Below are 12,654 nucleotides of genomic sequence, written 5' to 3'. Positions count from 1 at the left end.
ATTAGAGACAAAGAATTAGGAAAGAATTTAGTATGACAACTCAAACTACAATTAATAACGAAAAACTATCTCCGTGGCCTTGGCAGATTGAAGGGAGCACTACCCATTTCGATAACGCAGCAATGTCGACAATTTTGAAAGATTTAAGCCTTGCTTGTTACGTAGTGAACCACCCAGAAAAAGGCTTAGGCGTAAGCCAACAAGCTGAGATTGCATCAGGTGATTCAGCAAGCTCGGCGAACAGCCAACCGGTTAGCGCATTTGCTCCGGCTCTTGGTACACAAAGCCTAGGCGACGAAGATTTTCGTCGCTGCCACGGCGTGAAATACGCTTACTACGCGGGCGCAATGGCAAACGGTATTTCATCTGAAGAGTTAGTGATTGCTCTTGGCCAAGCTGGCATTCTTTGTTCATTTGGCGCGGCGGGCTTAATCCCGTCTCGCGTTGAGCAAGCGATTAACCGCATTCAAGCAGCACTACCAAACGGTCCTTACGCATTTAACCTGATTCACAGCCCAAGCGAACCCGCTCTAGAGCGCGGCAGTGTAGAGCTGTTTTTGAAGCACAAAGTGAAAACGGTTGAGGCTTCTGCATTCTTAGGTTTAACACCGCAAATCGTTCACTACCGTGCAGCTGGCCTTAGTCGCGATGCACAAGGTGAGATTCAGATCGGTAACAAGGTTATTGCTAAGGTAAGCCGTACTGAAGTCGCAAGTAAGTTCATGCAGCCTGCTCCTGTGAAAATGCTGCAAGCTTTAGTTGATGAAGGCCGAATCACAGCAGAACAGATGGAACTGGCACAGCTTGTTCCTATGGCTGATGACATTACCGCAGAAGCCGATTCTGGTGGTCACACCGATAATCGTCCACTGGTGACCCTACTGCCAACGATTCTTGCACTGAAAGAGCAAATCCAAGCTCAGTACCAATTCAAAACACCGCTACGTGTCGGTTGTGGTGGTGGCGTAGGTACGCCTGACGCTGCTCTAGCGACGTTTAACATGGGCGCGGCTTACATTGTTACTGGTTCAATCAACCAAGCGTGTGTTGAGGCTGGCGCAAGCGAACACACTCGTAAGCTGCTTTCGACAACCGAAATGGCTGACGTGACTATGGCTCCGGCGGCAGACATGTTCGAAATGGGCGTGAAACTGCAAGTGGTTAAGCGCGGCACTTTATTCCCAATGCGTGCCAACAAACTGTATGAGCTATACACACGTTACGACTCGATTGAGGCAATTCCAGTACAAGAACGCCTGAAGCTTGAGAAGCAAGTATTCCGTTCAACACTGGATGACATTTGGGCGGGGACTGTGGCGCACTTTAACGAGCGCGATCCTAAACAGATCGAACGCGCTGAAGGCAACCCAAAGCGTAAAATGGCGTTGATCTTCCGTTGGTACTTGGGTCTTTCTAGCCGTTGGTCAAACACCGGCGAGCAAGGTCGTGAGATGGATTACCAAGTATGGGCTGGCCCTGCACTTGGCGCATTCAACGCATGGGCGAAAGACAGCTACCTAGATGATTACCAGCAGCGTAATGCAGTCGACCTAGCAAAACACCTAATGCATGGCGCAGCCTACTTGGCTCGTGTTAACTTGCTGACCTCGCAAGGTATCAAGCTTGATCCAGAGCTAGCACGTTGGAAGCCGACACAAAGAATGGCGTAACGGTTCTTTCATTCAACTACATGAAAGAACCGCCAGCTATATTGACCAATAACGAACAAAAAAGCGACCGGATCATCGGTCGCTTTTTATTTATGGTTTACTGCCTGTTAACTGTTTTACTGTTTACTGCCTGTGATTAAAAAGGGAAACGGCAAATAGGAAGGAGTCTATGTACCGCTTCCCGTATATACATCACGCTATTTTTCTAGTCTTTATGCACATTAATTACGTACTGCAATCGGATCTGGAGTGCCATCTGGATCATTATTCACCACCCCATAGGTTGCAACCAAACCTGAACTCGCCAGAATCACACCACAGAAATGAGGCGCCGCCATGGATGTACCGTTATAGGCCACCGTCCCACCACCAGCCTTGGTCGATAAAATATTCACTCCCGGTTGTCCATATTCCACATCAGGCCCATAGTTAGAAAAAGCGGCAAAATTATCATTGCTATCAAACGCTGAAATGGTAAATACATTAACGTGATCGGTACTTGCTGGCGTAAAGTTCTCTGCATCGGCACTAGAGTTACCAGCCGCAACAGAGAAGAATATGCCATCGTCCGCCGCCGACTTTATGGCACTATCAAGAGCCGCAGAAAAGCCACTACCGCCTAAACTCATATTGGCGCAATCACCAGCACTTGCGTTAGCCGCAACATGATCGACACCCGCAATCACGCCAGACATTGTGCCGCTACCATTATTATCTAGCACTCGAACAGGGATCACTGTTGCACCCGCGGCAACACCAACCACATCAAATCCGTCATTTTTTGCAGCAATCGTCCCTGCAACATGAGTACCGTGTCCGTTACCGTCGTTGGTATTATTTTTCTTCCCACGAGCAAAGTTAGCCCCTCGTCTTCTATCAACATTCAGATCTGGATGACTACTATCAATCCCAGTATCAATGACCCACGCCACTGAATTGGAGCCTGTCATGTCGACAAAACCTCCGACACGATCAATCCCCCACGGAGTCTGTTGTGTCGCTCTTGGGTTTTCACTATCGCCCCCTCCTTTATCAGGTTTTCCGCCTCGTGGCATCGCATTTACAACCATATCAGGTTCAATATAATCGATATCTGGAAAGCGATGCTTCAAACCGTTTAAAGCTTGAATAGGCATACGAACAGAGAAGCCTTTTATTGCAAAGTTATAACGGTGCCCGACGACACCTTTTCCTTTCGCGACCGCTTGAGCAATTTCACTAGCACGAGAGTCCGGTGTGTTACCGTCAAGCACCACAATATAATGATCTTTGAGATCATAACCTTGATTAACCACCGCGAGAGATCCTGAAGAGAACATTGCCAGTGAGATAGCACTCGCTAAATAAATCAGTTTCATAACCACCACCCAAACATTCACATAAATAATGAATTTACTTTTTGAGTATAGAAGTTAATGATAAAAGTATTAGTAACAAGTAGAGATATATAGTACGAAAGGGTGAAAAGACAATACCGCTAACTTAAGAAAGCGGCATTTTTATGGTAATCACAGAATGATAAATAGGTCACTTAAATATTTTGCATACGCTTTTTCAATCGTGCTAAATCAATCGCGCTTGAGCGAACCGTTAGTTTGATACATTCGTAGTCATAATCTTCTTTAACCACACTCATTTTAGAGCGAATTTCACCAATAATGCTTTGTCCAGAGTAAGGGATCGTAATCTCTTCTTCGATCATCCCTTGTTCTGCAACACTAACGATGTATTTGTGCAGTTTAGTGATATCTAATGGGTCAAGAGTTGACGTTAGCATCGCATCTGGGAACTCTTCCATCAGCGCTAACTGCTGTTCTTCGCTCAATCTATCGCACTTATTCAGCACTAATAGTTTTTCGCTGTCTTCAACACCCACTTGGGCTAATACTTCATGTACCACATCAAGCTGAGCACGGAATGTCGCGTCAGACGCATCCACGACATAGAGTAACAATGACGCATCATGTGCTTCTGCTAGTGTTGAGTGGAATGAAGCAACCAGATCGTGTGGTAATTTTTTGATGAAACCAACCGTATCTGAAACCAAGATACGCGGTTGAGTAATTGGCTGAAGAGCACGAACCGTCGTATCAAGCGTTGCGAAAAGTTTATCTTCACCTACCACTTCGGTTGCGGTCATCGCACGCATCATCGAAGACTTACCGGCATTGGTATAACCAACTAAAGCTACAGTGAAAAGCTCCGCGCGTTTAGTGCGTCGGTTTTTCATTTCATCTTGTACGCTAACCAGTTCACGTTTAAGTGCGGCAATTTGATCGCGAACTTTACGGCGGTCAAGCTCTAGTGACGTTTCACCAGCACCCTGACCCATTTGACGTTCTTTATCGCCCTCAGCTACTTCGCGCAGTCGAGGCACTAGGTAATTTAGACGAGCAATTTCAACTTGCAGACGAGCGGTACGAGTGCGAGCATGACGGCTGAAAATCTCAATGATGATGCCGGTACGGTCAAACACTTCAACACCCAAATGGGCCTCAACATTACGCAGTTGAGACGGACTCAAATCACAGTCAAATACCACAACATCAGCAGTTCCGTACTCCAACCCTTCAGATGGCAAATTATCAAAATCTAATTCATCAATACCAGAGCTAAAATCAAACGATTCATCAATAAAATCTTCGTCTTCTACTTCTTCAATCGAGCCTTGGTAACCTGTAAGGTGGGCGATTTCAGCAAGTTTACCCGCCCCCAATACGTTCTGTTTCTGCGTTGATTTGTGATGCTGTGATTGAGTTCCAACCACTTTAAACCCTAACGTGGTTACTAATCGAGCAAGCTCAGCAAGGGACTCCTTTGCTTCATCACCTTTAAATTCCGGCGTCGTTATAGAAATAAGTAGAGCGTTATTCTGTGATGGTTTTGCTGTTAGTTTCATGATTAATTACATTTATGCATCTAAGTGCAGCCTAGTTTTGGGGCTAAAGTTGGCTTGATCCTACGCTGTTATAGGTCAGCTTTATAGAGTAATAGAATACTAAATACAGATATTATTGCGATTCGCTATAAAGTTAGTCGTAATAGAACAAGAATCAAGTGCAGGATTGGAAGTTAATAGTGAAGTACAACAAATAGATAAGCCATAAAGGAAAGCCTATCTATTTTAGCAAGTCAGGCATTTGCACGCTAAATTACAGTAAACCAATGCCGACGAACAAGGGTGTCTGCTTTCTTAGACTGTTCAGTTTTGTTTATTTATCGAAATACTGAGACATTTTTTGAAGTGTAGCGAGTGTCGTTTCCAGATCTCGTAACTCAAGTTCATCTGAGCTTTTTGCTGCCCATGATAACTGCTTAATATGAAGGAAATTGTAGACTCGCTTCCCCTCATCAGTTAAATCGATCAACTTCGCACGTTTATGGTTTGGATTGTCTCGCATGTCTAATAAGCCATCTTTTACCATTACATCCACTAATCGCTGAGTGGCTTGGCGGCTTTGCCCCATCGTTCGGCTAATCTCAGCTACCGTTACTGCTTGCTCTAATTTAATGATGGCACCGAGCACTTTCCAACGAGCACTGCTCACTCCAAACTCTTTGCCCATTTCATCGCCTTCAGCGTTTAGCATTCCGTTTACTTTAAAGATTTCCAAAACCACATTAGTGAAAGATTCACCTTTCGGATCTATATACATGTTATGCCCAACCAATTTTAACTATTTGCTACTTTATATGCTGCTAAGTACAAATTCAAAAAACAATCAATATTAGAGGTTTAGCTCAAGACGAGAGTGATCCCTCGACAGCCATTTCCAGATTCGTTCGTTGTGAATAGGCGTAATACCGCATCAAATTGACAACACAATGCCAAAATACCAATAACGACAACCAATTGTCAATGAGTGATCCACAGTCTTTTATTTTTCATTTCATAACCAAAGCGTCAATGTCAATATAAATCCATTAAATTCAATATTATAATCTCATTAAAACATGAGAAATTAGCACCAAATAAAATCTATTCATTATTATCCACACAAACCAAAGTTGACAACATGATGACATCATTCTAAATTTAACTTTGACAACAAATTGCCAATTAAGCGAGTAGAATTATGAAACCTATCATCCATCGTATTGCTGCAATCACAGCCACGTTATGTATTGCTACCTTCTTTACTTCAACGCTATTGGTTGAAATTTTTGGTACTAAAGAATCGATTCAATTAGTGAAATCTTTGATCGTTTTTCCGGGGCTATTTATCTTAGTTCCCGCAATTGCGACAGCTGGCGCAACTGGAGCTGCAATGGCAAAGCAGCGTAGAGGCAAAGTGATTGAACGGAAAAGTAAACGCATGCCAATCATTGCATTTAATGGGATTGTGATTCTTATTCCTGCGGCGTATTTCTTGAACCAATGGGCCAAAGCCGGTGAATTTGATTCGATTTTCTATGGTGTGCAACTTTTAGAATTGATGGCAGGGTCAGTAAACCTAAGCTTGATGGTACTGAATATTAAAGATGGCAGGAAGTTTCGTCCTAACAAAAAATAGAACATTGAACCACAGACATACCATGATTGGTTGAGTGTTCGTATTGTGAACTCGCAAAAATCGCCCCGTACTTCATTATGAAATCGGGGCGATTTATTGTGATATTGTTTTGTAACTATCTAAACTTAATTCTTTTTCTTCTTACCTTGAACCGCCTTAAAGCGAGGGTTTGATTTGCAGATAACGTAAATTCGCCCTTTTCTTTTGACGATTTGACAATCGGGGCTTCGCTTCTTGGCGCTCTTTAGTGAATTTAATACTTTCATGTTACTTCTCTCCCTGCTTTACTGAATTCAAACTACCGAAACGACGAGTAAAGTTAGCCACACGACCCTCTTTATGAATGACACGCTGCTTGCCTGTATAAAATGGATGAGACTCGGACGACACTTCAACCGTGTAGTAAGGATAAGTTTTGCCATCCTCCCACTTAATTTCTCGGTCTGTTTGTAAGGTCGAGCCGATCAAAAAATACTTATCAACACTCGTGTCATGAAATACCACAGTACGATACTGCGGGTGGATGTCAGGTTTCATATCATTTCCCTCAAATTAGCAATAGCAGGCTGCTGCCCACCAATTTTGCGTTATGTTATAACATAACAGCATAGACAGGTAAATGATAATAGGTCTCATTAGTTTAATGTTTTTGATAGTTCGGGAATTTCAATTCGAAATAGTTGGGCACACTTGGAGCCGATCGTTTGTAGAGAGTCTGGGGACATTTCTGAGTTACACATTTTCCTAAATTATCATCTCATGGATTATTTAATGTATTACAAACACCTCTAACCTAGTGGCCAAGTTTACTCATCCACTAAAATCTGCACCAATAAAATAATGAGGTATAGAAAGCGGCGAACTTCATGCTGAATGAATGTGAACTTATACACATATTTCATTCATAATTTCAAGTTTACATGCTGCGACATCGCTATCGAAACTTATAAGCACTAAAGTACTCTCCAAATAGAACATTTTAGGTATCTTGTCTGTCGTATGGATAAATTCATTGCTATCTTTTTAAGTTTAATCACTCCTTCATTCTTACTGCTATTTCACATAGTAGATTTTACTAGCTTCATTTTTCAGTACGCTACTCTTATCGCCGTGATGATTGTATTCATTAGTGGGTATGAATCGTTTATTCCTATTGAGAAGTTCGGATTCTTGTTATTCATGTTGAACAAAGCTTTTGAGTGCATAGAAGAAGTTCAAGTGTTGCATGCTTGGTTAAATAACCGTCAAATAATTGATTTTTTATTCGGTGATGTACTCGCATTAACAGGAGTAGCCTTGGTAGCAATTGGCGTTCACTCTCGATTAAAGCATCAAAAGCAGCAACTCAATAAGGACCCACTCACAAGTACATATAATAAATTTGGTCTTGAACACATCACTCAATCTGTACTCGATAAAAGTAAAAAGACACAATCAAACACGTCTATTCTTATTATCGACGTCGATAAGTTTAAAAAATTTAATGATACATACGGACACTTGTTAGGAGACAAAGCTCTAATAACGGTAACAAACCACCTCAAAAACAACATCAGAGCAGCCGATTATTTAGGCCGATGGGGTGGGGATGAGTTTGTGATTATCTGCCCAAACACTTCCGAAAATGAAGCGATTAAACTCATGAAGCGCATTCAAAATAGTGCAATGAAATCACTGTCTATCAAAGCAATCCCCATTAGATTGAGTATTGGAGCGACCACCACAAACAATTCACTAGACTCCTTCACTCAAATATTCCGTGAAGCTGACAGGGCACTATATCAAGTTAAGGAACAAGGTCGAAACGGATACAAGCATTACCAAAATTAAAGCTCTAATGTACAACTAACTTGTTCGCCAATTACTTTACCCGTGATCATTGGACAGTTTTATGTCCAATGACGTAGTCGATTTCACAAATGAACACATGGCTGCATCATGGTAACTTTTACTTTAGAGGGTCGTTGTCTGGCAACGCATTATGAACCCAAAGAGCCAACCTGTGCTTGATGTTTGCACCGTCGAGTTTGCCATCAGGTAACGGCGTGATCTGTTTGGCATCGACCAAAAACAGGTAAATCGCTTTTACTCTATCAGGTTGTGGTGACTGCGGTAGGTTAAAGCCTTGCATCTTTGCCATCTTCCCGCCAATATCAAGCGCCTTCTTAACCAGTTTGTCTTCATTACGCAGCTTGGAACTTTTTGACATAGATAGAACCCTCTTTTCACTGGCCTATCGCTAACGCGCAAAAAAACGCCCCGTGACTCGATATGAATACGGGGCGATTTATGTGGCGCTGTTTTATTTACACTTAAAAGCAACGGCGGTTATAACGTTTTTAAGAAGCCGTTAATTTTATCTTCGTGATGCTTAATCGTCTCTTGCGTTGGGATCACCGCGTCTTTATGAGTGAAGTACACCAAAATAGCCATTTGAGCCGTTAGTCGGTTTTCTGCTTCATCAAACGCCACTGAGTATTCACTTTCTAGTGCGCCACGAGTCACTTCCTCTTTATCATTTGCTGGTAGGCAGTGAAGTAACATCGCACCAGGACGAGCTTTCGCCATTAACTCTTCGGTGATCACATAGTGAGGCATAAATGCCGCAAGACGCTCTTCCTTCTCATCCATTTGAGTAACCCAGTAGAAGCTATCACCGTACACCACATCACAATCGCTAATTCGTTCTACATCGTCCGTAATTTCAATCGTGCCGCCAGACTCTTCGCAGAAGTTCAGAGCCATATCGATCCACTCTTGCTCCATGTGATATTTTTTAGGACCAATCTGCTTGAAGCCCATGCCGTACTTAGCACAAGTCAGCATCAATGAACGACATACATCCGTTGCATCGCCCATGAATGCCAAAGTTAAATCTGAGAGTTTACGTCCGTCTGTGATGTGCTCTCTGATGGTGAAAAGATCGGCCAACATCTGTGTTGGATGGAAACGAGTATCTAGGCCATTAATCACTGGCACTGTCGACATTTCAAGTAAGCCATCAAGTGTTTCAGGGCTGTTAGTACGAGCCATGATGATGTCACACATACGAGAAAGTACGCGTGAAGTATCATCAATCGACTCTTTACCACCAAGGTGAATATCTTTTGGAGACAAGAATAGTGCGTGGCCGCCTAGCAATGTTGCCGCAACTTCAAAAGAGACACGAGTACGAGTTGAGCCCGCTTCAAAAATCATCCCAACAGATTTTCCTTTAAACAGTTGTGGGATCGCATTGTCTTTGCGTGCCTGCTTCAAATAAGTCATGAGTTCCATCATGTTGTCCATCTCTGCTACAGAGAAGTCTTTCATTGACACCATATGCTCAAGGTTTGATTTGTTTAATTCAGTTGCACTAGAAGAAGGTAATTTCATTTTAAGTTCCTATTTTTATTGTTGTTCACGTTTTCTTTCGAGTAGATCTCGTGACGATTCGGTTTCAAATAATGTTTTGGATTTAATTAGTGATCGATTTAGCCACTGACTTCCATGGCTAAGTCGATAGTTACACCTTTGGTACTTGCTGAGTGATGCAGTGAATGTTGCCACCGCCAAGCAAGATTTCTCTCGCAGGGACACCGTTCACTTCATAACCCGGGTAGATATTTTCTAACATCGCGATTACGTCGTTGTCGTATCGTTCATCAAGCAGTGGCAAGACTATCTGCTTGTTGGTGATTAGGTAATTGGCATAAGAAGCCGCTAAACGTTCACCCGCTTCACGTTCCATCCCTTCTGCTATATCAATTCCTGCCGCTTCTTCAGCTGACATAAATAGCGGGCCCGGCATTGGCAGTTTATGAACTTTGATGTTGCGCCCTTTTGCATCGGTTTGGCTGGTGATGCTGTCGTACGCTTCTCGGCTGATCGCATATTGAGGATCGTTTTCGTCATCACACCACGTCAGCACGACTTCACCTGGCTTAACGACATGGAGAATATTATCGACATGACCGTTGGTTTCATCGTTGTATAAACCATGGGGTAACCAGATGATCTTCTCAACATTGAGGTGCTCACAAAGTACGGCTGTGATCTCCTCTTTATTGAATTCAGGGTTGCGACTCTCATGAAGTAAACACTCTTCTGTTGTATAAAGCGTCCCTTCACCATCAACGTGGATAGAACCACCTTCTAAGACAATCGGAGCTTTATAACGAGAATCTCGGATAATCTCACACATCTTCTGAGCTACTTGATTATCTCGATTCCATGGTGAATAAAGCCCATCAACTAAACCGCCCCAAGCATTGAATTCCCAATCTACTCCACGACGTTCACCTTGGTCGTTCACGACATATGTTGCTCCGATATCACGCATCCACGAATCATCTGTCGACACTTCCAAAACGCGAATATCATCAGGCAGACGTGACACGGCGTTATCGTATTGGGCTGAGCTTGCAAGCATGGTTACTGGTGTCGTTTTACTAATCTGCTTCGCGACATCCACAAACACTTTCTGTGCAGGTTTTGCTCCATCACGCCAGTTATCAGTACGTTCCGGCCATGCCATCCAAATTTCATGATGTTGCTCATGCTCACCTGGCATTCTGAAATTGTCATTTTTTGGTGTGCTATCTAATGTTTTTTTCATGATCTCATTCTCCTAGATTACGCTTGAGCATCTTGATGATGTATTTCTGTCACTTCTTGTTCTTTCTTACGTTTCAACGCGCCAAGTAGAATCCATTCCCCAATAAGGATGGTCGCGATAACGCCTATCAGAACTGGTCCTGTGTATCCCCAATCCGCTACCGTTAGATCTAACGCTTCTGGGAAGATGAAAAGTACCACCGCTTGGAAAACCACAAGAAAACAGACAATTGACATAATCCACTGCATCGCCATGCCACCCGGCACTTTGAATGGACGTTCACGTTCACCATCTACCACGCGAAGCTTCAAGTACGCTGGGAACATGAACAGGTAAGGCAGTAGGAAAATACAACTTGAGAAAGCAAATATTGACCAAAACAGATCATCGTTCCCTTGTGCAAACAGTGCGTAAGACAAGATAACAACCGTTGATACAATACCCGTGATGTTGTTTGCTCCGACTGGTGAGCCTTTCTCTGATATTTTCGCGACAGGTGCCGGAAGTTCTCCCTCTTGTGCTGCTTCCGCTGCGGCACGGCTTGCACCCATAGTCCAACTCACCATGTTGCCAATAAGAGTTAACAGTGCGAATGTACCGAATAGATAAACCATTGCCGTACCGAATGCACCTTCACCAAATAGTGTTCTAAAAGTGTCAATCAAACCAGAAACCAGACCAATGCTTTCAACTGGCAGAGCCATCAAGATGCCAACAGTACCAAAAATGTATAGGAAAGCAGTGATACCAATAGAAAGGAAGACAGCTTTAGGCATGTCGCGTACATCTTTCATCTCTTTTGTCATGGTCGCAACCAGTTCGAAGCCCATCAAATTAAATACAATAGCGGGTAAGAAAGTGACCGCAGAATCAAGCGAAGGCATCATTGCTGGTAGGGTAAATTCGTTGGCTACGCCATTTTTCATCGCATAAATAAACCCGCCGACACCTAATGTGCTGATGACAACTATTTTTAAGACGGCGCCGATATTGGTCACCCAAACACCGATATCAGCAGACACATTACAAATCCAAACCGTTAACCATGTGAGTAATATACAAATGGCAATCTGGCCCCATAAAGAGAGCTCAGGCATAAAGAGTTCGGCAAACATTCCCGCAAACATGATGTAAACCGCAGGCATCCATAAGCCAACGTTGATCCAGTAGAACCATGTTGTTCTAACCGCCCATTTAAAATTGAATGCTTCTTTTACCCAGTCGTAAATACCACCCTCGCCTGGGTATGTTGTACTTAATTCAGACGTGATCAACCCATAGGGGATCACAAAGAAGATTAACATTAAGACCCACCAACCAATCGCACTGACACCAATGCTGGCTGACGCAGTTAATGTGTCGACTACTAGTACTGCACACAATGTAAAGAGTGCAATTCCCGTAACCCCCATTTTTCCTTGCGTTTCGTTACTCATCGCTTAATTCCTTAATGATTAATACGGGATTAATTAAACGGCAAAGCAACAAGTTGAACTGGGATGAAAATTGAATATCGGTTTTGGATAAACGAACCTTGAATAAAAATGAAATAAACCCAACAAAAATTGAACAAAAAATCATCATCGCCGGAATCTTTGATTTTTATCAATTGTTTTTACGGTTATTCCTTGAGGTTTGAGTTTCAAATTGAAGATCACATATCTGCCGAATTTGGCGATTATTGCTGCGATATGTGATGAGAGAACAATTAACTATGCAAAATAGAGAGCAGCTATCGAATTGTGATTTTTATCCTCTATACACTGCGAGAATTTCAATACAGTAAAGGGGATTTTGTTTGCCTCTCGCCATATGCATTTGAGAGACAAGTGAGGAATACGTATTCAGCGTCAATATCGTTTAACTTTATGTA

Annotated in this window: 12 protein-coding genes; 3 read left to right on the top strand and 9 right to left on the bottom strand. The window is 42.8% G+C overall.

The window, feature by feature from the left end; translation table 11 throughout:
• Nucleotides 1-32: 32 nt before the first annotated feature.
• The gene (gene pfaD / locus OCV39_RS04235) at nucleotides 33-1,670 is read left to right on the top strand and encodes an eicosapentaenoate synthase subunit PfaD (protein ID WP_261889080.1); all 1,638 of its coding nucleotides are present in this window, start codon (nucleotides 33-35) and stop codon (nucleotides 1,668-1,670) included.
• A 221-nt stretch (nucleotides 1,671-1,891) separates the two neighbouring features.
• Here the strand turns inward: pfaD and OCV39_RS04230 are convergent, their stop codons facing one another.
• From OCV39_RS04230 to OCV39_RS04220, 3 genes are all read right to left on the bottom strand, one after another.
• A complete protein-coding gene (locus OCV39_RS04230; protein ID WP_261889079.1) occupies nucleotides 1,892-3,028 on the bottom strand; it encodes a S8 family serine peptidase in 1,137 nt (378 codons plus the stop codon).
• A 173-nt stretch (nucleotides 3,029-3,201) separates the two neighbouring features.
• On the bottom strand, nucleotides 3,202-4,569 hold the full coding sequence (gene hflX / locus OCV39_RS04225) for a GTPase HflX (protein ID WP_261889078.1): 1,368 nt from the start codon (nucleotides 4,567-4,569) through the stop codon (nucleotides 3,202-3,204).
• 313 nt (nucleotides 4,570-4,882) lie between these two features.
• Nucleotides 4,883-5,326, bottom strand: coding sequence for a MarR family winged helix-turn-helix transcriptional regulator (locus OCV39_RS04220; RefSeq protein ID WP_261889077.1), 444 nt, complete (start codon nucleotides 5,324-5,326; stop codon nucleotides 4,883-4,885).
• Nucleotides 5,327-5,746: 420 nt separating this feature from the next.
• On the opposite strand from OCV39_RS04220, the gene OCV39_RS04215 reads away from it, so the two are divergent.
• Nucleotides 5,747-6,184: a hypothetical protein gene (locus tag OCV39_RS04215; RefSeq protein ID WP_171756128.1), complete on the top strand. Its 438-nt coding sequence runs from the start codon at nucleotides 5,747-5,749 to the stop codon at nucleotides 6,182-6,184.
• A gap of 125 nt (nucleotides 6,185-6,309) precedes the next feature.
• Here OCV39_RS04215 and ykgO read toward each other — a convergent pair whose 3' ends face one another.
• Together ykgO and OCV39_RS04205 are read right to left on the bottom strand one after the other, a co-directional pair.
• Nucleotides 6,310-6,450 carry a type B 50S ribosomal protein L36 gene (ykgO, locus tag OCV39_RS04210; RefSeq protein WP_171756129.1) on the bottom strand — a complete coding sequence of 47 codons (141 nt, stop codon included), beginning with the start codon at nucleotides 6,448-6,450 and terminating at the stop codon, nucleotides 6,310-6,312.
• A 1-nt stretch (nucleotide 6,451) separates the two neighbouring features.
• On the bottom strand, nucleotides 6,452-6,721 hold the full coding sequence (locus OCV39_RS04205; RefSeq protein ID WP_017053343.1) for a type B 50S ribosomal protein L31: 270 nt from the start codon (nucleotides 6,719-6,721) through the stop codon (nucleotides 6,452-6,454).
• Between the two features lie 462 nt (nucleotides 6,722-7,183).
• Between OCV39_RS04205 and OCV39_RS04200 the strand changes: the two genes are divergently transcribed.
• Entirely contained in the window at nucleotides 7,184-8,014 is an 831-nt protein-coding gene (locus OCV39_RS04200) for a GGDEF domain-containing protein (RefSeq protein WP_171756130.1), read from the top strand.
• Between the two features lie 118 nt (nucleotides 8,015-8,132).
• Here OCV39_RS04200 and OCV39_RS04195 read toward each other — a convergent pair whose 3' ends face one another.
• The 4 genes from OCV39_RS04195 to OCV39_RS04180 form a co-directional block, all read right to left on the bottom strand.
• Nucleotides 8,133-8,393, bottom strand: coding sequence for a DUF5062 family protein (locus OCV39_RS04195; protein ID WP_171756131.1), 261 nt, complete (start codon nucleotides 8,391-8,393; stop codon nucleotides 8,133-8,135).
• 119 nt (nucleotides 8,394-8,512) lie between these two features.
• Nucleotides 8,513-9,559, bottom strand: a complete 1,047-nt coding sequence (gene argF, locus OCV39_RS04190; RefSeq protein WP_261889076.1) for an ornithine carbamoyltransferase — start codon at nucleotides 9,557-9,559, stop codon at nucleotides 8,513-8,515.
• 130 nt (nucleotides 9,560-9,689) lie between these two features.
• Complete coding sequence (aguA, locus tag OCV39_RS04185) at nucleotides 9,690-10,781, bottom strand: agmatine deiminase (protein WP_261889075.1); 1,092 nt, start codon at nucleotides 10,779-10,781, stop codon at nucleotides 9,690-9,692.
• Between the two features lie 17 nt (nucleotides 10,782-10,798).
• Entirely contained in the window at nucleotides 10,799-12,217 is a 1,419-nt protein-coding gene (locus OCV39_RS04180) for an APC family permease (protein WP_261889074.1), read from the bottom strand.
• Nucleotides 12,218-12,654 lie beyond the last annotated feature (437 nt).

Origin of the sequence: Vibrio cortegadensis (assembly GCF_024347395.1) — a bacterium.
Taxonomy (GTDB): domain Bacteria; phylum Pseudomonadota; class Gammaproteobacteria; order Enterobacterales; family Vibrionaceae; genus Vibrio; species Vibrio cortegadensis.
The sequence above is the reverse complement of the archived record's forward strand: the minus strand, read 5'-3'. Positions and strand labels throughout refer to the sequence as shown.